21 protein-coding genes are annotated in these 22,306 nt (G+C 62.6%); 8 read left to right on the top strand and 13 right to left on the bottom strand.

Going from position 1 to position 22,306, the window contains the following annotated elements:
• Positions 1–85 precede the first annotated feature (85 nt).
• From LB543_RS00090 to rpsF, 4 genes are all read right to left on the bottom strand, one after another.
• Positions 86–1,396: an SAM-dependent methyltransferase gene (locus LB543_RS00090; protein ID WP_140812535.1), complete on the bottom strand. Its 1,311-nt coding sequence runs from the start codon at positions 1,394–1,396 to the stop codon at positions 86–88.
• Positions 1,397–1,548: 152 nt separating this feature from the next.
• Entirely contained in the window at positions 1,549–2,133 is a 585-nt protein-coding gene (gene rplI / locus LB543_RS00095; protein WP_140765429.1) for a 50S ribosomal protein L9, read from the bottom strand.
• Positions 2,134–2,348: 215 nt separating this feature from the next.
• Positions 2,349–2,597, bottom strand: coding sequence for a 30S ribosomal protein S18 (rpsR, locus tag LB543_RS00100; RefSeq protein WP_006203718.1), 249 nt, complete (start codon positions 2,595–2,597; stop codon positions 2,349–2,351).
• On the bottom strand, positions 2,597–3,085 hold the full coding sequence (gene rpsF / locus LB543_RS00105; RefSeq protein ID WP_015318508.1) for a 30S ribosomal protein S6: 489 nt from the start codon (positions 3,083–3,085) through the stop codon (positions 2,597–2,599). Before rpsF ends, rpsR begins: the two co-directional genes overlap by 1 nt.
• A 465-nt stretch (positions 3,086–3,550) precedes the next feature.
• Here rpsF and LB543_RS00110 point away from each other — a divergent pair, with 465 nt between their 5' ends.
• Positions 3,551–5,194: a pilus assembly protein gene (locus tag LB543_RS00110; protein ID WP_224612025.1), complete on the top strand. Its 1,644-nt coding sequence runs from the start codon at positions 3,551–3,553 to the stop codon at positions 5,192–5,194.
• Positions 5,195–5,240: 46 nt separating this feature from the next.
• Here the strand turns inward: LB543_RS00110 and LB543_RS00115 are convergent, their stop codons facing one another.
• A complete protein-coding gene (locus LB543_RS00115) occupies positions 5,241–7,202 on the bottom strand; it encodes an LTA synthase family protein (protein ID WP_140762064.1) in 1,962 nt (653 codons plus the stop codon).
• Positions 7,203–7,445: 243 nt separating this feature from the next.
• Here LB543_RS00115 and fabD point away from each other — a divergent pair, with 243 nt between their 5' ends.
• From fabD to fabF, 4 genes are all read left to right on the top strand, one after another.
• Positions 7,446–8,387 (top strand): ACP S-malonyltransferase, encoded by a 942-nt coding sequence (gene fabD, locus LB543_RS00120; RefSeq protein ID WP_224612027.1) that lies wholly within the window; start codon positions 7,446–7,448, stop codon positions 8,385–8,387.
• Between the two features lie 57 nt (positions 8,388–8,444).
• Positions 8,445–9,182 (top strand): 3-oxoacyl-[acyl-carrier-protein] reductase, encoded by a 738-nt coding sequence (gene fabG, locus LB543_RS00125; protein ID WP_140762058.1) that lies wholly within the window; start codon positions 8,445–8,447, stop codon positions 9,180–9,182.
• A 211-nt stretch (positions 9,183–9,393) separates the two neighbouring features.
• Positions 9,394–9,630 (top strand): acyl carrier protein, encoded by a 237-nt coding sequence (locus LB543_RS00130; protein WP_006203723.1) that lies wholly within the window; start codon positions 9,394–9,396, stop codon positions 9,628–9,630.
• Positions 9,631–9,664: 34 nt separating this feature from the next.
• A complete protein-coding gene (gene fabF / locus LB543_RS00135; protein ID WP_224590500.1) occupies positions 9,665–10,927 on the top strand; it encodes a beta-ketoacyl-ACP synthase II in 1,263 nt (420 codons plus the stop codon).
• On the opposite strand, the gene LB543_RS00140 is transcribed toward fabF, so the two are convergent.
• Positions 10,915–11,184 carry a hypothetical protein gene (locus LB543_RS00140; protein ID WP_224612028.1) on the bottom strand — a complete coding sequence of 90 codons (270 nt, stop codon included), beginning with the start codon at positions 11,182–11,184 and terminating at the stop codon, positions 10,915–10,917. The two genes, fabF and LB543_RS00140, sit on opposite strands and share 13 nt — an antisense overlap.
• Between LB543_RS00140 and mltG the strand changes: the two genes are divergently transcribed.
• From mltG to gmk, 3 genes are all read left to right on the top strand, one after another.
• A complete protein-coding gene (gene mltG, locus LB543_RS00145) occupies positions 11,183–12,298 on the top strand; it encodes an endolytic transglycosylase MltG (RefSeq protein WP_224612030.1) in 1,116 nt (371 codons plus the stop codon). The two genes, LB543_RS00140 and mltG, sit on opposite strands and share 2 nt — an antisense overlap.
• A 154-nt stretch (positions 12,299–12,452) precedes the next feature.
• Positions 12,453–13,343, top strand: coding sequence for a YicC/YloC family endoribonuclease (locus tag LB543_RS00150; RefSeq protein ID WP_140762051.1), 891 nt, complete (start codon positions 12,453–12,455; stop codon positions 13,341–13,343).
• 21 nt (positions 13,344–13,364) lie between these two features.
• Positions 13,365–14,021: a guanylate kinase gene (gene gmk, locus LB543_RS00155; protein ID WP_224612836.1), complete on the top strand. Its 657-nt coding sequence runs from the start codon at positions 13,365–13,367 to the stop codon at positions 14,019–14,021.
• Between the two features lie 6 nt (positions 14,022–14,027).
• Here the strand turns inward: gmk and LB543_RS00160 are convergent, their stop codons facing one another.
• The 7 genes from LB543_RS00160 to lptF all read right to left on the bottom strand — a co-directional run bounded on the left by LB543_RS00160 (position 14,028) and on the right by lptF (position 22,004).
• On the bottom strand, positions 14,028–14,321 hold the full coding sequence (locus tag LB543_RS00160; RefSeq protein WP_224612032.1) for a DUF1330 domain-containing protein: 294 nt from the start codon (positions 14,319–14,321) through the stop codon (positions 14,028–14,030).
• Positions 14,322–14,389: 68 nt separating this feature from the next.
• Positions 14,390–15,223: a 16S rRNA (adenine(1518)-N(6)/adenine(1519)-N(6))-dimethyltransferase RsmA gene (rsmA, locus tag LB543_RS00165; RefSeq protein ID WP_224612034.1), complete on the bottom strand. Its 834-nt coding sequence runs from the start codon at positions 15,221–15,223 to the stop codon at positions 14,390–14,392.
• A 25-nt stretch (positions 15,224–15,248) separates the two neighbouring features.
• Positions 15,249–16,265, bottom strand: coding sequence for a 4-hydroxythreonine-4-phosphate dehydrogenase PdxA (pdxA, locus tag LB543_RS00170; RefSeq protein ID WP_224612036.1), 1,017 nt, complete (start codon positions 16,263–16,265; stop codon positions 15,249–15,251).
• Between the two features lie 13 nt (positions 16,266–16,278).
• Positions 16,279–17,211 (bottom strand): peptidylprolyl isomerase, encoded by a 933-nt coding sequence (locus LB543_RS00175; protein WP_181183028.1) that lies wholly within the window; start codon positions 17,209–17,211, stop codon positions 16,279–16,281.
• A gap of 88 nt (positions 17,212–17,299) precedes the next feature.
• Positions 17,300–19,720, bottom strand: coding sequence for an LPS-assembly protein LptD (locus LB543_RS00180; RefSeq protein WP_224612037.1), 2,421 nt, complete (start codon positions 19,718–19,720; stop codon positions 17,300–17,302).
• The gene (gene lptG / locus LB543_RS00185; protein WP_181178731.1) at positions 19,720–20,805 is read right to left on the bottom strand and encodes an LPS export ABC transporter permease LptG; all 1,086 of its coding nucleotides are present in this window, start codon (positions 20,803–20,805) and stop codon (positions 19,720–19,722) included. Before lptG ends, LB543_RS00180 begins: the two co-directional genes overlap by 1 nt.
• Entirely contained in the window at positions 20,802–22,004 is a 1,203-nt protein-coding gene (gene lptF, locus LB543_RS00190; protein ID WP_224612039.1) for an LPS export ABC transporter permease LptF, read from the bottom strand. The genes lptG and lptF overlap by 4 nt, the downstream gene beginning before the upstream one ends.
• Between the last annotated feature and the right edge of the window lie 302 nt (positions 22,005–22,306).

The raw sequence follows: 22,306 nt of genomic DNA on the forward strand, positions 1-22,306 counted from the left end.
AAAGCCTCGCGACGATTCACGAGGCCTTTTTCGGGGCAGGAGCCTGCAATGGCAAGCGCCAATAATGCGCCTGACAGCGCCGTTCCTATTCCGCCACCTTGCGTCGGCGGGCGGCCTTGGCGGGCTTCTCGACCGGAGCCGCCTCGCGATGGCCCATATCTTCACGGTGCGCCATGTCGCGCATTTCCAGCGCCTTTTCGCATTTGGCCATATAGTCGCGCGCCACCGGCAGCGTGTCGTTCTTCTTGGCGATCTGAAACTGGAAAATCACCAGGTCCTGCCAACGGAAGGCGGCTTCCGAGGCGGCCAGATAGAACTCCCACATGCGGCAGAAGCGTTCGTCATAGATAGCCTTGGCCTTGTCGCGGTTGGCGGCGAAGCGCTGGCCCCAGTGCTTCAGCGTGTCGGCATAGTGGAGCCTCAGGATCTCGACGTCGGTGACGACGAGGCCGGACTTCTCGATCGCCGGCAGCACCTCTGACATCGCCGGGATGTAGCCGCCCGGGAAAATATACTTGCGGATGAAGGCGCTGGTCGCCCACGGCACGCCGGAGCGGCCGATCGTGTGCAGAAGCATGACGCCGTCAGGCTTGAGCAATGTCGCCGCCTTGTCGAAGAAGGTGCGGTAATGGTTGACGCCGACATGCTCGAACATGCCGACCGAGACGATGCGGTCGAAGCGTTCGTTGAGTTCGCGATAATCCTTCAGTTCGAAATGGACGTGGTTTTCCAGCCCTTGCGCGTGCGCCCGGTCGGTGGCGACGCCATGCTGTTCGGTCGACAGCGTCACGCCCTGCACGTCGACGTCGAAAGCCTTGGCGAGATACAGGCCGAGCCCGCCCCAGCCGGAGCCGATGTCGAGCACCGTCTGGCCGGCCTTCAGCCGGAGCTTGGCGGCGATATGGCGCTTCTTGGCTGCCTGAGCCTCGTCCAGCGTCATGTCCGGTTGCTCGAAATAGGCGCAGGAATACTGCATGTCCTCATCGAGGAAGAGCCGGTAGAGTTCGCCCGATAGATCGTAGTGACGCTGCACGTTGCGGCGCGAGCGCGAGGCGGTGTTGATCTGCTGCAGGCGGCGGAAGGCATGGCGCAGGCCCTCGATCGCCTTCGACCAGGTGGCGTCGATACCGCCGCTGCCCATGTTCTGGAAGGCAATGCGCATCAGTCCGAGCACGCCGCCTTCAAGAATGTCGAGCTCGCCGTCCATGTAGGATTCTGGCACCGCCAGCATCGGATCGAAGGCGATGGCGCGCTCGGCATGCCGGGTCTTGATGTGCATATGCACCGGCTCGCCGCTGCCGTCGCCGAAGACGAATGTCGAGCCTTTCGGCCCGGTTACACTGAGACTGCCCGTGCGCACCAGGCGGTCGAGAACGCGCTTCAACAGAATATTCATGGTCCGATGTCCCCTCACGGTCAGACAGACTGTCCTACTGTGCATCAATATATAGGGTTTCGAAAAGTTCCTTTTGGCACAAAAATGCCCGGGCGAGAGGCCCGGGCATTGGTCCAGAAATGGCTGGAGAGCGGGTCCGAGGACCTGTGCGATCAGGCGTTTTCTTCGCCGCCTTCGAACTCGGCGTTCGGATCGAAGAAGTTTTCCGGCCGCGCATTGTCGTTGATGTCTTCGCCGTAAATGGCTTCGGCGGTGGTCAGCGTCTCGCCCTTGGCCTGGCGTTCGGCCTCGTCGGCCGTTCGGGCGATGTTGAGCGTGATGGTGACTTCGACTTCCGGATGCAGCGCGATCGCCACATTGGTGAGGCCGATGGTCTTGATCGGCTGGTTGAGCTGGATCTGGTTGCGGTTGACCGTGAAGCCTTCCGCGATCAGCAGGTCGGCGATGTCGCGGGTCGACACCGAACCGTAGAGCTGGCCGGTCTCACCGGCCGAACGCACCGCGATGAAGCTCTTGCCGTCGAGCTTTTCGGCGACCTGGGTCGCTTCCGACTTGCGCTCGAGGTTGCGGGCCTCGAGCTGGGCGCGCTGGCCTTCGAACTTCTTCTTGTTGGCTTCGTTGGCGCGCAACGCCTTGCCTTGCGGCAGCAGGAAGTTGCGGGCAAAACCGTCCTTGACCTTGACGGTATCGCCCATCTGGCCGAGGCGGGAAACGCGTTCGAGAAGAATGACGTCCATGGCTATGTTCCTTTTGGTTGGGCGTCCGTCCACAAGGCCGACGCCGAATTCTCTGGAACAGGTCAGGAAGCAAAGGGCGTTGCCGCCGGTGTCGCTGTCCTGCCTGTCGCGGCAGTTAGAGGTTTTTGACCTCAACTCGGGATTTGATGCCTAACCGGTCATGCCCGTCATGGCCGGTGATAACGAACGGACGGCGAACCGCCCGTTCGGAAGAATTAGCGAACCACGTAGGGCAGCAGGCCGAGGAAACGGGCGCGCTTGATCGCCTTGGCGAGCTCGCGCTGCTTCTTCTGGCTGACGGCGGTGATGCGCGACGGCACGATCTTGCCGCGCTCGGAAATGTAGCGCTGCAGCAGACGCACGTCCTTGTAGTCGATCTTCGGTGCGTTGGCGCCGGAGAACGGGCAGGTCTTGCGGCGGCGATGGAAAGGGCGCCGGGTGGGGATCTGGTTGATGTCGACCATTATTCTGCACCCCCTTCAAAACCTTCGCGCGGACGGCGCGGACCACGGTCGCCGCCTTCGCGATCGCCGAACGAACGCGGGCCACGATCGCCGCGGTCGCCGAAGCTGCGCGCCGGACGATCGCCACGGTCGCGATCGCCGAAGCCACCGCGCTCGGAGCGCTCTTCGCGCTTCTGCATCATGGCCGAAGGGCCTTCCTCATGCGCCTCGACCTTGATGGTCAGGAAACGCAGCACGTCCTCGGACAGGCCCATCTGGCGCTCCATCTCGTTGAGCGCTGCCGGCGGGCAGGTGAGGTCCATCAGCGTGTAGTATGCCTTCCGGTTCTTGTTGACCCGGTAGGTGAGGGACTTCAGTCCCCAGTTCTCGACCCGGCCGACGGACCCGCCATTTGCTGAGATGACGCCCTTGTACTGTTCGACAAGCGCATCGACCTGCTGCTGCGAGAGGTCCTGCCGGGCAAGAAACACATGTTCGTAAAGAGCCATTATGTATCAGTGCCTTTCTTCGTTTCTCTCCCGGTTCCCGGCGGCAAAAGCCTCTGCAACTTCTCTGACCCGCATGTGCCTCGAAAGGTGCGGGGAAGAAAGGAGCATGACGAGACGGTCGAGAGCGGAGACACGGGAGGCGGAAGCGCTTCTGGCTTCACACGAAAGGTTCTAGAAAAAACCTCCGGCCCTCCGTTCAGCCCCCAGCTGGGACCGGCAGATTGGCCGCGTCTTTACAGCAATCCGCTGATAAAGCAAGGGCAAGCGGCGTCCCCGATGTCGCAGCCACCGGAAAATCGAGTAGCGGCGCCGGCAAGGCCTGGCGATTTTCCCGGCAACCGGCGCTTAACCACAATATCAGCTTGCGTCGTGTTGAGTCCGGCCGTCAACGGTCGATTCATCATGCAACATGCAAAAGACCGGGCAACCGCGCATATCAAGCGGCAAGCATTTCCGGGGGTAAGGATGCTTCTCAACAGATTCTGGCGCTCGAAGAGCGGCAATTTCGCGCTTCTGATGGGGTTGGGGCTGCCAGCCATTCTGTCGGCCGTGGCCTTCGCGACCGATGTCTCGACCATGATGCGGGCGAAGAGCAACCTGCAGAATGCGCTCGATGCGGCAAATCTTGCCTCGTCGCATCTTGGCGATCTGGACATTACCCGCACCGACGCCTTCAACCGCTATTTCCAGGCCAACATCGTTGGCCATGGCGAACTCGTCAACGCGCAGGCGACGCTGACCGTCGACAAGGGCGTCAATTTCATCAAGACCAAGGCGGTCGCCTCGGCCGACGTCAATCTGAACTTCGCTTTCCTGTTCGGCCAGAGCAAGCACATCGTGGTCGATGCGTCGGCGGTCGAATCGAACAACCAGCTCGAAGTCGTGCTGGTGCTGGACAATACCGGCTCGATGGCCGGCGCCCGCATGACGGCGCTCAGGGCCGCGACCAAATCATTGCTCGACACTCTCGAATCGACAAAATCGCCGACGCGCCAGGTCCGTGCTTCGCTGGTTCCCTTCGTCACGGCCGTGAACGTCAACGGCGACGGGTTCGACCCGTCCTGGATCGACATGGACGGCAAATCCTCGACCAACGGCATCAATTTCCCCGTCATCGACGGCAAGCGCCCGAACCACATGGCGCTGTTCAAGCAGCTGAAGGACACCGGATGGGCCGAGTCCGGATGGAACGGCACGGGATGGAAGGGCTGCGTGGAGGCGCGGGCCGGCGCCTATAACATTTCCGACACGCCGCCCGACCCGGCCAAGCCCGACACGCTGTTCGTTCCCTATTTCGCGCCGGATGATCCGGGAGATGCGCAGATGCCGTCCAGCTCCTACGGCAATCAGGCAAAATACTACAACAATTCTTATCTCGCCGACACCGGCGACACGGTCAAGCTGGACAAACAGAAAGGCAACAACCGGCTCGGCATCGACTTCAGTGGCCTCGACAGCGATCCCGACAAATCCACCAAGGAAGAGGTCGCGAAATATGTAGCGCCCGTTAAGGAACTCATAACCGAGACCGGTTCCGCGATCACCGTTGGTCCCAACCGTTCCTGCCCTACCCCTGTCGTTCCCTTGACCGACGATTTCGACAAGCTGCGCAAGGCGGCAAGCCAGATGACCGAGTGGAATGGTTCGGGCACCAATGTGTCGGAAGGGCTGTCCTGGGGCATGCGGGTGCTCTCGCCCGGCGCGCCCTATACCGGCGGTGCGCCGTTCAAGACGCCTGGCATCAGCAAGATCGTGCTGTTGCTCACCGACGGTGAGAATGTCGTCTATGGCGCCAGTGATGAACAGCCGACGAAGTCCGACTACACATCCTATGGCTATCTGGCGGGTGGCCGCTTCGGGTCGGATAACCAGGCGACGGCGGCCCGCAATGTCGACGGCTGGACCAAGAGCGTCTGCACGCAGTTGAAGAACGAGGGAGTGCAAATCTACACTCTGGTGCTGCAATCCGAGACCCCCGCCAACCGCACGCTTTACAGCGCCTGCGCTTCCGACCCGAGCGATTATTATGCCGTCAACGACCCGGCCAAGCTGCCGAACGTCTTTCAGCAGATCGCCAACAAGTTCTCGAAACTGCAACTGACGAATTGAGCGCCGACACCGAGGGGCGCGCGCATTACTGAGGGGATCGAGACCCTCAGCTCGTATGGGCGACAACCTTGCCGACCGTCTCGGGGAAGAAGTCGGGCGCCGCATGGCGCTTGCCGAACATCATGTCGTACTGGATCAGCCGGAAATCGCGGATCGCCGGGTCGATCTCCTGCTGTCGCGCCCAGTCGGACGTGGCCTCACCCGTCGGCGTGAGCAGCAGGTTGCGGTCGACAACGCGATAGCGCTCCCGCATCTCGCCCAGGAAGCCGGTGTAGTAAGGGTGGGTGATGCCCGCCGCGGTGAGGATATGATAGGGGAGGAAGGCAGGGCTCACCGTCCCCAGATTCTCGACCGGGCCTGAGCGGTTCGACCAGATGATCAGCGGTGTCGCGTGATGTTCGAGAGCCGCCTCCGGTGTCGGTTCCCTGCGGGGCGCGACGTTGTCCTTCAGGAAGCCGGTCTCGACATAGACCGGTCCAAGTGGCGGCAGATGGTCGCCGAAAAAGACGACAATCGTCGGCCGCTCGCGCGTCTTGGCCCATTCGACCAGCCGTTCGAGGCCGTGGTCCGCGTCGGCTGAACCCTCGGCATAGGAGAGCAGCGACTCACGCGCCCACTGGCTGATCGGGGCTTGCACCGAGTGGGTCGGGTTGGAATAACGTCTCGGTTCATAGGGGCCGTGGTTCTGCAGGCTGACCGCGAAGAAAAACACGGGGTCGTCGCTGGCATCGGCTTCGCGGATGATTTCGTCGGTCATCGCGGCGTCGGATGCCAGCGGTCCGCGCTTTTGCATGGGCGGCAGCGTCTCTTCCGATTTGAAGTCGTTGAAACCGAAATCGGCATAGACCGCGCCGCGATTCCAGAACCAGTTGGTGCCTGGATGGATGGCGCGCGCCTTATAGCCTTCGCTCTTCAGGAAGGTCGCCATCGACGGTGTCGGGGTGCGCACATATTGCTGGTAGGGGATGCTGCCGGCCGGCAGGAAGGCGTTCGAGAACCCGGTCAGCGCCTCGAATTCGATATTGGCGGTCATGCCGCCGAATTCAGGCGAGAACATCGAACCCGAGCGAAGCGCCCGCACATTGGGCATCGGATCGGGGGTGATGGTGACGCCGGGCAGCTTGGTCGGATCCCAGAAGGATTCGCTCATGACGACGATGATGTCTGGCTTCTGGGCCGGCACCGAGGCGGTCACATTGGTTCGGTCAATGGCCGCAATAGCCTTGTCGGAATAGCCTGGCGGGGCCGAGACGTGCGCCATCGGCACGTTGAGCGCGAAGGCGAGCGCAAAGCCATTGGAGGCGTAGTTTTCCTTCTGGTCCCACATGATCGGGATGATCTGCAGCCGGTCCCGCGTCCACGAGAAGGTGGCATAGTCCATGATCGAGACGAAGAAGGCGAGCAGCGGCACCGCCAGCGTCAGCCGGGCAAGGCGGCCCTTGTGGCTGAGGGCCGGAACCTTGCGGCGCCAAAGCCGCCAGCCGTAGACCAGCAGGGACAGGCCGGCGACGATGCCCACGACCATGGCGAGCGCGGTCATAGGCCGGTCGCGCACAAGGAGCGGCAGCAGGGCGAAGATCTGGCGGGCATAGAGAAAATCGGTCGGGTAGAGCGGATCGCCGAGATAATGCGATTTCTGGTGGCCGACAAAGGCCAGCGACAGGGTCAGCGGCGCCACGATCATCAGGCTTTGATGACTGCGGCCGAGCACCGCGTCGAGGCCGATCAGGATCAGCGCGAACACGACGATGGTGGTCCAGCCGGGCTTGAGCGGCTGCAGGAAGAAGGAAACGGTGCCGGCGACATCACCCCGCACGATCAGTTCGATGGCGAACACCAGGACAGCCGAGATCGCCAGGCTGATCAGTCCGTAGCGGACGACCGGCCATTTCCGGCCCGGCAGATAGCCCGTGGACGGATCGTCTTCCAGGAATTGCGGCGCGGCGTTGCCGGTACGTTTGAAACTCTTTGCCACTTTAACTTCCCACCCAAAGACGACCCACGTCATTCGATTGTCATATAATTGTCACGCAAGGCTAGCGCCTGTGGCGGAAATAAGAAGAGCCAGCAAACGATTCGTGAGCGGTTTTCATCAGGTGTGATCGCCAAAAAGCCTTTTGGAACAGGCACGCGCGCGCGGATACGGCGTTCGGCATGGGCTGAAGTGGCTTGACTTGGCAGGCTGCCTTGCGCCACAGGCAGGGAAAATTCGTAGTATCAGGCAAGCAAAACCAGTCTGGGGAGCCCTCGCATGGCCGTTGCATTCACCTTTCCGGGACAAGGCAGCCAGGCTGTCGGCATGGGCAAGGATCTCGCCGATGCTTTTCCCGAGGCACGTAGGATTTTCCAGGAAGTCGACGACGCGCTCGGCGAAAACCTGTCGAAGCTGATCTGGGAAGGTCCCGAAGAGACCTTGACGCTGACGGCCAACGCGCAGCCGGCGCTGATGGCGGTGTCGTTGGCGGCGATCAGGGCGCTGGAAGCGCGCGGTTTCTCGCTGAACGACAAGGTCGCCTATGTCGCCGGCCACTCGCTGGGCGAATATTCGGCACTCGCCGCCGCCGGCTTCGTTTCTGTTGGCGATGCCGCCCGTCTGCTGCGCATTCGCGGCAACGCCATGCAGGCAGCGGTGCCGGCCGGCGAAGGCGCCATGGCGGCGATCATCGGGTTGGAGCAGGCCGATGTCGAAGCTGCCTGTGCCGAGGCCGCAAAGGGCTCGATTTGCCAGATCGCCAACGACAATGGCGGCGGCCAGCTGGTCATCTCAGGTGCGAAGGCCGCGGTTGAGCTGGCAGCGAAACTGTGCACCGAAAAGGGCGCCAAACGGGCGCTGATGCTGCAGGTGTCGGCGCCCTTCCATTCTGCGCTGATGGCACCTGCGGCCAACGTCATGCGCGAGGCTCTTGCCGGCGTGGCAAAGACTGCGCCAGTCGTTCCCGTCCTTTCCAACGTATCGGTGCAGCCATCGATCGATCCCGACGAGATCGCCCGGCGTCTGGTCGAGCAGGTGACCGGTCGCGTGCGTTGGCGCGAAACTGTGGAATGGTTCGGCGCCAACGGTGTCTCGACGCTTTACGAGATCGGCGCCGGCAAGGTGCTTTCGGGACTGGCTCGTCGCATCAACCGCGACATCGCCACCGCCTCTGTAGGTTCCGCGGCCGAGGTCGAGGCGGCATTGGCGGCGCTTGCATAAAACGCCATTTGATACCATCCCTATATGGGGTGCCCTCTTCTCAACCTGGAGACAAAAATGTTCGAATTGACCGGCCGCAAGGCGCTTGTCACCGGCGCATCGGGGGGCATCGGCGAGGCGATCGCCAGGGTGCTGCATGCACAGGGCGCGATCGTCGGCCTGCACGGCACGCGCGTCGAGAAACTGGAGACGCTGGCCTCCGAACTGGGCGACCGGGTCAAGCTGTTCCCGGCCAACCTGTCGAACCGCGACGAGGTCAAGGCACTCGGCCAGAAGGCGGAGGCCGATCTCGAGGGCGTCGACATCCTGGTCAACAATGCCGGCATCACCAAGGACGGCCTGTTCGTGCGCATGTCGGACGCCGACTGGGATACGGTGCTGGAGGTCAATCTCGCCGCCGTTTTCCGGCTGACCCGTGAACTGACCCACCCGATGATGCGCCGCCGCCATGGCCGCATCATCAACATCACTTCGGTGGTCGGGGTGACCGGCAATCCTGGCCAGGCGAACTACTGCGCCTCCAAGGCCGGAATGATCGGCTTGTCCAAATCGCTGGCGCAGGAGATCGCCACCCGCAACATCACCGTCAACTGCGTCGCTCCGGGCTTCATCGAATCGGCGATGACCGACAAGCTCAACGACAAGCAGAAAGAGGCGATCATGGCGGCGATCCCCACCAAGCGCATGGGCACCAGTGCCGAAGTGGCGTCCGCCGTTGCCTATCTGGCTTCGAACGAGGCCGCCTACGTAACCGGGCAGACCATTCACGTGAATGGCGGCATGGCGATGATCTGAGCGAGGTTCGGCAGCGTCATCGCTGTGCTGTGAAAACCCACCATTTCGGCTTGGACCTCGGCTATTTTTCGTGTAATGCGGCCCGCAACCCGGCGGTTCGGGCAAAACCGGTCCGTGGCCGTTGCGTTACCGGCAGGACCATCTTTCAGCTTGATTAGCGGCATTCCGCCCGCTAACGAAGACAGACAAACAAAAGACGAGGATGCCCCAAATGAGTGACACCGCAGAGCGCGTCAAGAAGATCGTCATCGAACACCTTGGCGTCGATGCCGACAAAGTGACGGAGCAGGCGAGCTTCATCGATGATCTGGGCGCTGACAGCCTCGACACGGTTGAACTCGTCATGGCGTTCGAAGAAGAATTCGGCGTCGAGATCCCGGACGACGCAGCCGAGACCATTCTGACGGTCGGCGATGCGGTGAAGTACATCGACAAGGCTTCGGCCTGACGCTTTCTGCAGTCATCACCGGGGAGGACCTGCGATGAGGCGTGTCGTCGTAACGGGCCTTGGCCTGGTTTCGCCGTTCGGTATGGGCTTCGAGCACGGCTGGAAGGAACTGCTGACCGGCCGCAGCGCCGCCAAGCGCGTCACCGAGTTCGAGGTGGACGATCTTGCCTGCAAGATCGCCCACGTCATTCCGCGTGGCGACGGCTCCAACGGCACGCTCAATCCCGAAGCCATTCTTGAGCCGAAGGAACTTCGCAAGATCGGCGACTTCATCCTGTACGGGATCGCGGCCGCCGATGAAGCGTTGAAGGATTCCGGCTGGAAGCCTTCAACCGAAGAGGAGCGTTGCGCCACCGGCGTGCTGATCGGCTCCGGCATCGGCGGGCTCGAGGGCATCGCCGAGAACGCGATCATCCTCAAGGAACGCGGCCCACGCCGCATCAGCCCGTTCTTCATTCCCGGAAACATCATCAATCTCGTATCGGGCCAGGTTTCGATCCGGCACGGATTGAAAGGCCCCAACCACGCTGTCGTCACCGCTTGCTCGACCGGCGCGCACGCCATTGGCGACGCCGCCCGGTTGATCATCTTCGGCGATGCCGACATCATGCTGGCTGGCGGCGCCGAATCGCCGGTGACCCGGCTGTCGCTCGCCGGCTTCGCCGCCTGCAGGGCACTCTCGACCGAACGCAACGATGCCCCGCAAACCGCCTCGCGGCCCTACGACCGCGACCGCGACGGCTTCGTCATGGGCGAGGGCGCCGGTGTCGTCGTGCTGGAGGAACTCGAGCACGCCAAGGCGCGCGGCGCCAAGATCTATGCCGAGGTGACCGGCTACGGTCTGACCGGCGACGCTTATCACATCACCGCACCGGCCGAAGATGGCGACGGGGCGTTCCGTTGCATGACGGCGGCGCTGAACCGGGCAAAGCTTACGCCAGCCGACGTCGATTACATCAATGCGCACGGCACCTCGACCATGGCCGACACGATCGAACTCGGCGCCGTCGAGCGGCTGGTCGGCAATGCGGCGTCCAAGATTTCGATGTCGTCGACCAAGTCGTCGATCGGCCATCTGCTGGGAGCGGCGGGCGCGGCCGAAGCGATCTTTTCGATCCTCGCCATCCGCGACAATATCGCACCGGCGACCATCAACCTCGACAATCCCGAGCGCGAAACCGCGATCGACCTGGTGCCGAACAAGCCACGCGCTCGCCAGATCGACGTGGCCCTGTCCAATTCCTTCGGCTTCGGCGGCACCAACGCTTCGCTCGTCTTCCAGCGTTATAATGGCTGACCGAGCTGCCGGGCGATGCTTTGGCGTGTCGTCAATTTTGCCATATTCGCCCCTACTCTGCCGCAGGGGATTCGTTGAGAGATCAAACGGTAGGGCGAAATGAACACAAATCCGTCAGGCAACGGAGAATTCGGGCAAAGGCCGGCGAACACCGGGCCGATCGTGCCGAAGACAGCCAGCGAGGCGCTGCGGCCGGAGGCCGGAACGCCGCCTCCGAAACGGTCGCGCGCTTCGCGCAGCCAGATCGTCGTGTTCATGAACTTCGTCATCTCCTTGGTGGTGCTGATGGTTCTGGCGGCGGGCATGGCCCTCTATTTCGGCAAGCAGGAGTTTACCGAACCCGGCCCATCCGCCAATGGCGACACCTTCCTCGTCAAGCCCAGCACCGGCGTCCAGGACATCGCCGACCAGCTTGAGCGCCGCGGACTGATCAGCGACGCGCGCGTATTCCGCCTCGGGGTGCGTGCCTTCGGCAACGATTCCGCGCTCAAGGCCGGCGAATACGAGATCAAGCCCAGGGCATCCATGCGCGACATCATGGAACTCCTGAAGAGCGGCAAGTCGGTGATGTACTCGCTGACGGTTCCGGAAGGGCTGACCGTCGAGCAGGCCTTGCAGCGTATCGCCGACGAACCCGCCCTGAGCGGCGACATGCCGGCGAAGACGCCCCCCGAGGGCAGCCTTGCCACCGACACGCTGCGCTTCACGCGTGGCGCGACGCGTCAGCAGATGGTCGACAAGCTGCTCGCCGATCAGAAGAAACTGGTCGATGAGGTTTGGCAGCGGCGCGCGCCGGATCTGCCCCTGGCCAACGTCGAGGACTTTGTCACCCTGGCCTCTATCGTCGAGAAGGAAACCGGCAAGGGCGATGAACGCTCACGCGTGGCCGCCGTCTTCCTGAACCGGTTGGCCAAGGGCATGCGCCTGCAGTCCGATCCGACCATCATCTATGGTTTGTTTGGCGGCAAGGGCAAGCCGGCGGACCGCCCCATCTACCAGTCCGACATCCAGAAGCAGACGCCTTACAATACTTATGTGATCAGCGGCCTGCCGCCGACGCCTATCGCCAATCCCGGCCGCGCGGCCCTCGAGGCCGTGGCCAATCCGTCGAAGACCGACGATCTCTATTTCGTCGCCGACGGCACGGGTGGTCACGTCTTTGCGTCGACCCTGAACGAGCACAATGAAAACGTCGCCCGCTATCGCGCGCTGCAGAAGAAGCAGGCCGATGAAGCAGCCAAGGCAGCCGCTGCCGCCGGTACCAGCGGCAGTGCCGACAAGCCTGCAGTAGCAGATAAGCCTGTCGACGGCAGCGATGGTACCGGTGGCGACAATGGCGATGCCGGCGGTGATGCCGGCGCGGCCCAGTAAGGTGAAGAAAGGCGTTGCCTGGAAGGCGACAGCCTGACATTTGAAAGAACGCCAGGCGTCCGATTTCGACGCATTCGCGGCGTGGTCATTTTAAGCCGCGCTTGCCCCTCCGGAAAACCGGTTTGGGGTGAGGCTTCAGGGATGTGCAGGCGACATGAATTTGCAGAGCATGACCGGTTTTGCGCGGGCCGTCGCCGAGCATGACGGCACCTCGATTGCCTGGGAGGTCAAATCCGTCAATGGCAAGAGCGTCGAGGTGCGGCTGCGGCTGCCGCAGGGGTTCGAGCGGTTGGAGCCTGTAGTCAGGCAAACGCTGCAGAAGCGTTTCGCGCGCGGCAATTTCCAGGCGACGCTGACCATCGGCCGCGCCGCCGGCGCGCAGGCGCAACCCATCGTCAACGAGGCGTTTCTGAAAGATCTCGCCGGCCTGGCCAAGCGGCTGCAGGAACAGTTCGGCGTTGCGCCTGCGACGGCTGATGGATTGCTGTCGCTGCGTGGTGTGCTCGACGTTGCCGAAACCATCGAAACCGAAGAGGTGCGGGCCGTGCTCGACACCGCCATCATAGGCGCGCTCGACGCGGCGCTGAACGGTCTGGAACAGGCCCGCCAAGGCGAGGGCGCCGCGCTGGCCCTGCTTTTGTCCGGCCATATCGACACCATCGAGACACTGACCCTGCGCGCGGAAGCCGACCCGTCACGCGATACGGCGGCGATCCGCGAACGCATCGCCGAGCAGGTCAGGCTGCTGATGGACGCATCCGCCAATCTGGATGCAAGCCGGCTGCACATGGAGGCGGCGTTCCTTGCCACCAAGGCCGATATTCGCGAAGAGATAGACCGGCTGAAGACGCATGTCGCGTCTGGCCGGACCTTGCTCGTGGGTGGCGGCGCCGTCGGCCGCAAACTCGATTTTCTGGCACAGGAATTTAACCGCGAATCAAATACGCTGTGCTCCAAGTCGAATGCCGCGGCGGTCACAGCGATTGGGCTGGAATTGAAGGCTGTGGTCGACCAGTTCCGTGAACAGGTCCAGAATCTGGAGTAGCCGATGGTTGCCAAGGAACCGATGGTTCCCAGGGATTTGGGGTCCCGCATCCGCCGCCGAGGGCTGATGCTCGTCCTGTCGTCACCATCGGGTGCCGGCAAGTCGACGATCGCGCGCAACCTGCTGGAGAGCGATTCAAGCCTCGAACTGTCGGTCTCGGTCACCACGAGGCCGCGCCGCGGCTCGGAAATCGAGGGCGTTCACTACCATTTCCGCACGATGCGCGAATTCGAGCGGTTGCGCGATTCCGACTCGCTGCTCGAATGGGCGGAGGTGCATGGCAATTGCTATGCGACACCGCGCGAGCCGGCCGAACTGGCGCTGGCCCAGGGGCGCGACATGCTGTTCGACATCGACTGGCAGGGCGCTCAGCAGCTCAAGGAGAAGATGCGCGCCGACATCGTCTCGATCTTCATCCTGCCTCCGTCCATGAAGGAATTGAAGGCGCGGCTGAAGCGCCGCGCCGAGGACCAGGAGGCGGTGATCGAGACGCGGCTGAAGAACGCCTGCAATGAGATCGAGCACTGGAAGGAATATGATTTCGTCATCGTCAATGACGATCTCGACCGCGCCTTCGCCGAGGTGCGCGGTATCGTCGTCGCCGAGCGGCTGCGGCGCGACCGCCGGCCCGGTCTCTTCGATTTCGTGTCGGGATTGTTGGACGAAAAAACCGTCTGACTGGCGTCAGGGCGCCATGCCGTCGACCAGGATCAGACGTCGGTCGAGCGCGGCATCGCGCACCTCCAGCGCCGCCGCATATTCGGCGGATGCGTACCAGCGCCGTGCTTGCTCGATGTCAGGAAATTCGACAACGATCAGCGGCTCCGGATGCCACTCACCTTCCAGCGTCTGCACCTGACCGCCGCGCACCAGATAGCGCCCGCCATACCGGGCGATCGAGGCCGCGGCGCGGGAGCGGTATGTCCGCAACGCCTCTTCGTCGCGGACCGTGACATCGGAAATGACATAGGCGGGCATTCTTGGTTCTCCGGCATGTTCGCCAGACTACCTATGTCTTGATCGTGGCAATTCCAGACTTGCCGGCGCTAGACCGCATTCGTCAGCCGCACGAACTCCTCGACGCTGAGTGTTTCCGCCCTGCGCGTCGGGTCGATCCCCGCTCGTTCGAGCAAGGCCTCGCCGCCGAGGCTTTTCACGCTCTGCCGCAGCATCTTCCGGCGTTGGCCGAAGGCGGCTTCCGTGACCCGGCCGAGTTTCTTCACATCGGCGGGCAGCGGTGTCGTGCGCGGCTCCAGGTGCACCACCGAAGAGGTGACCTTGGGTGGTGGCGTGAAGGCCTGGGGCGGGACGTCGAAGGCGATTCTGGCCTGCGTGCGCCAGCCGGCGAGCACACCCAGCCTGCCATAGGCATCGCTGTCGGGTGCCGCGACGATGCGCTGGGCGACCTCACGCTGGAACATCAGCGTCATCGAGGCGTAGAAGGGCGGCCAGTCCGGAACCGTCAGCCATCGGACCAGCAGTTCGGTGCCGATGTTGTAGGGCAGATTGGCTACGATCCGGACAGGACCGTGGTCGGCCCCCGAGGCGAGGGCGGCGAAGTCGGTCTTCAGCGCGTCGCCCGAAATCACCTCCAGCCGACCGGGGTAATGAGCCGAGACTTCGGCGAGCGCTGCCAGGCAGCGTTCGTCGCGCTCGATGGCGACGACCCGGCGGGCGCCGTTCGACAGCAGCGCCCTTGTCAGCCCTCCAGGCCCAGGCCCGACCTCGATCACCGTGGCATTTGTCAGGTCGCCGGCGCTGCGTGCGATCTTGCCGGTCAAATTGAGATCGAGCAGGAAGTTCTGGCCGAGCGCCTTCTTCGCCTGCAGCCCATAGCGCTCGATGACGTCGCGCAACGGAGGCAGCCCATCGATGCTCATGCGCGAAGACCGGAAGCGGAAGCACTCATGCGGCGACGGCCTTTGCGTCGATGTCGGCGAGGTTTCTGGCGAGCTTCAGCGCCGCGATCAGGCTGTCGGGTCGCGCCACGCCCTTGCCGGCGATGTCGAAGGCGGTGCCGTGGTCGGGCGAGGTGCGGATGAAGGGCAGGCCCAGCGTGACGTTGACCGCCTCGTCGAAGGCCAGCGCCTTGGCCGGGATCAATGCCTGGTCGTGATACATGCAAAGTGCCACGTCGTAGCCCGCCCGCGCCCGGGCATGGAACAAGGTGTCGGCGGGCAGGGGGCCGAAAGCATCGATGCCTTCAGCGCGCAGGATGTCGACCGCCGGGCGCACGATATGCTCGTCTTCCAGGCCCATGGAGCCGCCTTCGCCGGCATGCGGATTGAGGCCGGCAATGGCGAGCCGCGGCTTGGCGATGCCGAAGCGGTTGGCAAGGTCGGCCGCGGTGATGCGCGCGGTCGCGACGATCAATTCGGTGCTCAGGGCCTTCGGCACCTCGGCCAGAGCGATGTGGATGGTGACGGGAACCGTGCGCAAGTCGGGACCTGCCAGCATCATCACCGGCATCGCCTCGAGGCCGCTGTGCCGAGCCGCAAGATGCGCCAGATATTCGGTATGGCCGGGAAAACGGAAGCCGGCATCGTAGAGCGGTTTCTTGGCTATCGGGCAGGTCACCACGGCAGCGGCCTCGCCGGCAAGGCAGGCCCCGACTGCGCGGTCGATCGCTTCGATGGTGCCCGCGGCATTGGCCGGGTCGGGTCGGCCGGGGCTGTCGATGAAACGCGCCGTCAGGGGAACGATCGGCAAGGCGCGGCCAAAGACCTCGATTGCCTGCACCGGCATCACTTCCTCGACAGGCAGCGGGACGCCAAGGTGGCGTGCGCGAGAGGCGACCACGGCCGGGTCGGCCAGCAGGTAGAAGGGGGGCAAGCCGACGGCGTTGCGCGCAAGGAAGGCGGCGATGGCGATTTCAGGGCCGATACCGGACGGATCGCCGACGCTCAACGCCAGCGCGGTCATCGCGTTGCCCACGTCAGCGCTTGACGATGCGGGCTTTCGCCTTCAGCTCGTCGACATATTTCTTGCTGAGATCGTCGGCGGCCTTGTCGTTGGAGCCTTCGCTCTGGAACACCATCTGGGCCGTCTTGTCGTCGGACACTTCGCGCGACGAGCAGATGCCGATGAATTCGACGCCGCGTTCGGTCTCGCGCGTGACGGTGGCGCCACCGACCTTGGTCGCTTTGATCTGCTCGGCCCAGTCCGGCGGCAGTTGCGGCGCCAGCACCCGGCCGAGGTCGCGAACGGTGACGTCGATCAGGCCCTTGGCGAACTCGCGCGTCGTGTTGCAGCCGTTGAAGCGGGCACGCATGGCGTCGGCCTCGCGCTTGCGTTTGGCCAGTGTCGCGCTGCGTTCGGCCGCTGGCACGACGAAGATGACCTGCTGCAGCATGTATTCCATGGCGCTCGGCTTTGCTCCGCCCTTGTCGAGCATGCGCCGCACCGCGTCCTGTTCGGTCACGCTGCCACCTTCGCCGGAACGGTAACGTGCGCTCAGGGCCTGGTTCCATGCCATCTGGGCGCGAATGAACTCCTTGAAATGATCCTTGCCGACGCCGGATTTTTCCATGACGCCATCAAGCTGAGCGAGTTGCATCTTGTTGTTGGTGGCAAAGCGCTGGTAGGCGGCCGCGACCTGTGCATCGCTGATACGAATGCCCAGCCGTCTGGCCTCGGCGACGCGCAGTGTCTGGTCGATCATTTCCTGGGCAGCGTCGCCCTTCTTGCGCTGCAGCTTCAGGAAGGCGGCACGATGGGCGATATCACCACTGGTGATTGCTATGTCGTTGACGACGTATTTGATCTCGCTGGCGAAAGCCGGCGGCGTCATCACTGTCATCGACACGGATGTCGCCGCCACAAGCAGCGCGAACCCTGCTGAAAAGAGGTATTTCCTCATCGTTGGCATCCCAATTCCATTCCGGCTCCGCCCAATTCCGTCCCCTTCCGGATACGCGAATCCGTGCCAGCCCTATGCGGCGAAACGATGTCGCCGCTTATTGGATGGTGTCGATTGCGTTGGTCGACGAGCCGAAGTCGCCGAGGGTGCGGAACGACAGGTTGAATCCGATGCTCTGCGTCACTTCCCTGGTGTTCAGGTCACGCGACTGCGCGTACGTCATCAGATAGGTGAAGCAGGAATCGTTGTAGGCGAAGCCGACCCCGTCCTTGACCAGCAGGCCCTCCTGCAAATCGTAGGTTCCTGTCCCGAACACGCGCCAATTCTCGGCAAGATGCGTCGATGCGCCGAGCGTGACCTCGTGACGGTCGGTCGTGAAACCATAGAGCGGCTGGGCCTGGATGAAGGCGTACTTGGCGCTCAACGACACCGGCAGGCCGGAATAGGCAGCTTTCAGCTCGGCGCGGCGGATCTCGAAGCTCTGTTCGTCGAAACGGCCACTGACCGAGGCGGCGAAGCCATTGGGGCTGGTTATGCCAAACAGGCCGACATAGTCGGACTTGGTGGTTTCAAGCCCTGAATTTGCGCCGACATTGACCAGATCGGGCGCCGCGAAGGAGTTTTCGCCGCCAATCTGATAGGACTGGCCGAAGATCGCATTGGTGCCCCAGCCATTGATGTAGGAGCCGGAATAGCGCAGCCCGACATTGGCACGCGAGCCGCCCTCGATGCGGTCATAACCGGAGAACTTGTCGCGTTCGAACAGCGTGGTCGCGTCGAACACCATGCTTTGAGCGTCTTCGTTCGGAATGGAGAGGCCGCCGACATATTGTTCGTTCGGACGCAGGAACACCTGTGCCATCGGCTCGACAACGTGGCTCGACCCGCTGGCCAGCGAGAACAACAGCGGCCAGCTCATCTCGAGCCCGGCGGTCGCCATGTAACGGGCAAAGGACGAGCGCATGTCGTCCTGCTCGCCCAGATTCGTCGCCATCTGGTTGATTGCGGTGAGCGAGGCCGATGACGCTCTGACATAGTCGACATCGCCTTGCAGCGCCAGCAACGGTGTCAGCACCAGCCCGTCATCGGTGACAAAGCTGCGCTTCCACTCGGCCTCGGCGGTGAGACGGCTGGACTCGCCTTCGATGCCACGCACGCGCTGCGTACCTGACGGGGGGTAGTAAGGGGCGAAATATGTCTCGTCGAGATCTTCGCGACGGATGACGCGTGTATTGACGTTGAGCGACAGCTGGCCGCCGGCGACCGATGTGTCGGGGATATAGGCATAGTCGAGCGACGGCAGCACCCACGGCTGCTGGCCGCTTCGCGCTGCTGGATTGCTGTTGAGCGTGTTTTCCTGGACTTCGAAATGCATGGCGCGCACGTCGAAATAGTTACGGTCATTGAGACCGGTCAGGTAGACCGACGACTGGTGAACGTATTCGTTGTACTTGGCGATGTTGTAGGTGTGCGAGAAATCCTTGTCGGTCTGCAACAGCACGTCCCAGCCGAAATTCCAGCGTTCATTGATGGCGAACTGCCCCTGCGTGCCCATCATGCCGCGGAACTTGTTGGAATCGCCCACTGCGCCCGAATCGATATTGCGGCCGGCGCTGTCGATGAAGGCGTCGGGATTCTGCTGCTGGATGCCGGCGACCTTAAAAGTGTATTGGCCGTTGTTGAAGCGCTGGCGCCATTCGGCTTCGCCGAGGAAGCCCTGCTTGGTGTAGCCGCTTCCGGTCACCGTCAGATCATATGTCGGCGAAAGGGCGAAATAGTAGGGAACCTTGACGCTGTACCCCAGATGGCTGTTGTAGCCGATGCTGGGGATCAGGAAGCCGCTCTTGCGCTTCACCGTCGGGTCGGCGATCTCGAACGCCGGCAGGTAGGCCAGCGGAAAACCGAAGAACTCGAAATTCGCATTCTCGAAACGAACCGTCTTCTTCTCACCGTTCCAGATGATCTTCCTGGCTTTGACGCGCCAAGTCGGTGCCTTGTCGGGCTTGTCCTCGCACGGTTCGCATGCGGTGTAGACACCATTGTGGAAGGTGGTCAGCACGCCGCCCATGCGTTCGGCGCTTTCGGCGGCGAAATAGGCCTTGTCGACGGTTTCAACGCGTAGCGCGTTGACGAAACCGTCGGCGAAATCGTCGGTGATGTCGATGTGCTGAGAATTGATCTTGGTGCCGTCGCTGTTGACGATCTCGACATTGCCACTGGCGACCATCCGCTTGGTGTTGCGGTTGTAGACGACCTTCTGGGCGACGAGGCGGTTGCCGCCATAGTCGATCTGCACGCCGCCGATGGCGGTCACGGTCTGGTTGTCGTTGTTGTATTCCAGCGTGTCGGCGGCCAGCAGCATCTGCGAGCCTGACGGAACCGTGGCCGCCATGTTGCCGACATCCTGCGCGAACGCCGGCAGCGGGACGCCGCAGGCAAGCAGGCACGCCAAGGCGCTCGCCGCATAGAGGCGCGCCAAACGGGCCTGCCTGTCGCTGGGCAAAAACGCCTCCCTCACTAGCCGTCTTCCTTGTATAGCAGGAAAGTCACCCCGAAGAACATAGCTACCACGACCGGCACCCAGGCGGCTATCGCAGTCGGCACGAACCCCGCCACGCCGAACGCCTTCACCAGCACCGAAACGACATAAAGCAGAAACCCGGCAACGACGCCACCTAGAATCATCGTTGCCGACTGCCCCATTCGCGCAAATCGCATTGAAACTGTTGCCGCAATCAGCGTCATGGCGACGAGGAGGAACGGCAACGCCACCAGCGAATCAAACTGCATGGCAAAGGCATTTGCCTTGAGGCCGAAGGAACGGGCAACCTCGATTTTTCCGGGCAGGTCATAGAAGGGAATCGTCTCCGGGCGCGCCAGCCGCTCCTGCACGAATTCCGGCTTCAGATTGGTCGGCACACGATCGTTCGCGACGGTCTGGATGGTGCCGTTCCTGAAGGTCTTCACATCCTGCAATTCCCAATAGCCGTCGCGCAGGTAGGCACGCGCCGCATCCTTGCGCTCGACGATATTGCCCTGCTGGTCGAGGATGAAAAAGACCGCGTCGGCCATCTCCAGACCCTGGCCGAGGATGGCGCGCGCGCCGATGATCGTGTCGCCGGAACTGGTTTTCTGGCGAATCCAGGGAGCGGCATCGGCCGAAACCGTGTTGGATTTGCCGGAGCGCAGCTCGGTCTCGATCTGTTCGGACAAGGAGAAGGCGTGCGCGGCGAGCGGGTTGATGATCCCGACCGACACGGCGCCAAACAGCAGTGCGCCGATGCAGCATGGCAAAAGGAACTGCCAGGCGGAAACGCCCGCGGACCGTGCGATGACGAGTTCGTAACGTCGGTTGAGCGAAACCAGCGTCGCCATCGCCGAGAACAAGCCGACAAACGGCACCGTCTGCAGCATGATCATCGGCATTCGAAGGCCTGAAATGGCCATCGCCGTGCCATAGGTGAACCCCGGCAGGCCGGTAGTGCGGCCCGACAGTTCGGTGAAATCGATCAGGAATACCAGCGCCAGAAGGCCGAGGAAGAACCAGATCGTGATCGCCACGTAGCGGAAGAAGAAGTAACGGCCCAGAGTCCAGCCCATCAGCCGGCCCCTTGGCCCGAGGTGTCGCGCCTGGATAGACGCAACTTGATGGCATTCCAGCCGTCACCGATGCGGCTGGCCAGGTTTGTCATCCAGTCCGCCCAGGCGACCGGCAATTCCATGGTCCGGTTCGACACGATGAACCAGATCGCCACCGCGGAAGCCACGATCGGTACGCCATAGACCATATAGGAATATTGCGGGACCTCGTCGGCCTTGCTGGCGGCGAAGAAGCCCAGCCAGCGCACGAACAGCGATATCGCGATGGCCGTGATCAGCGGATTGACGCGCGCCTCGCGATGCGAACGCGCGTCTCCCGCGACCGCGAGCGCGATCAGCGCGAAAACCATGGAGTACGTCCATTCCGTAAATCGCTGGTCGACCTCGGCCCGGTACTCCTGGGGATTTTGCTGATAGTTCTTGTCGTTGGGGCTTGGATTGAGCAGGTACTGCGTCGTCTGGTCCTTTGGCAGGAGCGTCACCTGGTTGGCCGCCGACATGAAGGCCGACATGTCGAAGGCATAGGACGTGAACCGGATGACACTGAGGTCGCCCGTCAGCGTTTTGCGATGGATGACGCCGTCATTCATCATCAGCACCTTTTCGCCGCCGCGTTCGATAATGCTGCCGGTCTTGGCATAATAGACGAGATTGACGCCTTCCTCGCGCGAATCGGCGACGAAGATGCCACCCAGCCGGTTGTCGGGAAGCCGCTCGCCAATCTGCAGGAACAGTCCGTCCTCGATCTTGCGGAAGGTGCCTTCCTGGATGATCAGCGACAAAAGGTCGGCGCGCGACTCGGCCACGAGCGCGCGGTTTTTCTGTCGTGCATAGGGGTCGATGCCGTTGTCCACGGCGAACGAAAAGACGCTGGCGGCCAGCGCCAGCAGCATGATCGGCCGCACGATGGTCCAGCGCGAGGCCCCCGATGCGTTGACCACCGCGAGTTCCGAATCCGAATTCATCACACTGAGCGTCTGGGCGACGGCCACCACGAGCGCGAAAGGCACGACGATCGGAACGATGGAGGGGAGAATAAGAGACGCGACCTCGAAGAAGGTCAAAGCTGACTGACCGCTGTCGGTGACCAGGTTGATCTTGGCCAGTACTTGCGTCGTCCACACGATGGCCAGCGTCCAGACCAGTGCTGCCAGGAAGACCACGAAAGCGCGGCGCATGATGTAGCGTTCAACGACCTTCATGAAGGCTTTACTCGATTTTCTCGAACGGCATCATGCCACCACGCCAAGGGTAGCTGTCCGGCGACGCCCGCACAACTGGCTCCGTTGGGCTGCATTGGCAGGCGAGCCGGTTCCCGTCCCACGTCGCGTGCCGCGGTAGGCCGGAGTGTCGGCGGCAATGGATAAGAAAGGACGAACATCGATGGTTAACAATAGGTTGCGGCTTGAAGCGGGCCGTGCCGCGACGAATCGCCATCGATTCCGTGTCTCATATGGGTAGCCATTTTGGCAAAGTCTTGCCAAATGCCGGAAAACGACCAAAT

The sequence above is a fragment of the Mesorhizobium sp. ESP7-2 genome (genome assembly GCF_020164715.1).
Classification (GTDB): domain Bacteria; phylum Pseudomonadota; class Alphaproteobacteria; order Rhizobiales; family Rhizobiaceae; genus Mesorhizobium.

Excerpts from the sequence above, each read along its gene's own strand:
- LB543_RS00175 (WP_181183028.1), bottom strand. The coding sequence starts at position 17,211 with ATGCCAACGATGAGGAAATACCTCTTTTCAGCAGGGTTCGCGCTGCTT.
- LB543_RS00110 (WP_224612025.1), top strand. The coding sequence starts at position 3,551 with ATGCTTCTCAACAGATTCTGGCGCTCGAAGAGCGGCAATTTCGCGCTT.
- mltG (WP_224612030.1), top strand. The coding sequence starts at position 11,183 with ATGAACTTCGTCATCTCCTTGGTGGTGCTGATGGTTCTGGCGGCGGGC.
- fabF (WP_224590500.1), top strand. The coding sequence starts at position 9,665 with ATGAGGCGTGTCGTCGTAACGGGCCTTGGCCTGGTTTCGCCGTTCGGT.
- LB543_RS00150 (WP_140762051.1), top strand. The coding sequence starts at position 12,453 with ATGAATTTGCAGAGCATGACCGGTTTTGCGCGGGCCGTCGCCGAGCAT.
- rpsR (WP_006203718.1), bottom strand. The coding sequence starts at position 2,597 with ATGGTCGACATCAACCAGATCCCCACCCGGCGCCCTTTCCATCGCCGC.
- LB543_RS00090 (WP_140812535.1), bottom strand. The coding sequence starts at position 1,396 with ATGAATATTCTGTTGAAGCGCGTTCTCGACCGCCTGGTGCGCACGGGC.
- LB543_RS00130 (WP_006203723.1), top strand. The coding sequence starts at position 9,394 with ATGAGTGACACCGCAGAGCGCGTCAAGAAGATCGTCATCGAACACCTT.
- rpsF (WP_015318508.1), bottom strand. The coding sequence starts at position 3,085 with ATGGCTCTTTACGAACATGTGTTTCTTGCCCGGCAGGACCTCTCGCAG.
- rplI (WP_140765429.1), bottom strand. The coding sequence starts at position 2,133 with ATGGACGTCATTCTTCTCGAACGCGTTTCCCGCCTCGGCCAGATGGGC.
- fabD (WP_224612027.1), top strand. The coding sequence starts at position 7,446 with ATGGCCGTTGCATTCACCTTTCCGGGACAAGGCAGCCAGGCTGTCGGC.
- LB543_RS00160 (WP_224612032.1), bottom strand. The coding sequence starts at position 14,321 with ATGCCCGCCTATGTCATTTCCGATGTCACGGTCCGCGACGAAGAGGCG.
- rsmA (WP_224612034.1), bottom strand. The coding sequence starts at position 15,223 with ATGAGCATCGATGGGCTGCCTCCGTTGCGCGACGTCATCGAGCGCTAT.
- lptF (WP_224612039.1), bottom strand. The coding sequence starts at position 22,004 with ATGAAGGTCGTTGAACGCTACATCATGCGCCGCGCTTTCGTGGTCTTC.
- fabG (WP_140762058.1), top strand. The coding sequence starts at position 8,445 with ATGTTCGAATTGACCGGCCGCAAGGCGCTTGTCACCGGCGCATCGGGG.
- LB543_RS00115 (WP_140762064.1), bottom strand. The coding sequence starts at position 7,202 with ATGACGTGGGTCGTCTTTGGGTGGGAAGTTAAAGTGGCAAAGAGTTTC.
- LB543_RS00140 (WP_224612028.1), bottom strand. The coding sequence starts at position 11,184 with ATGAACACGACGATCTGGCTGCGCGAAGCGCGCGACCGTTTCGGAGGC.
- gmk (WP_224612836.1), top strand. The coding sequence starts at position 13,365 with ATGGTTCCCAGGGATTTGGGGTCCCGCATCCGCCGCCGAGGGCTGATG.
- pdxA (WP_224612036.1), bottom strand. The coding sequence starts at position 16,265 with ATGACCGCGCTGGCGTTGAGCGTCGGCGATCCGTCCGGTATCGGCCCT.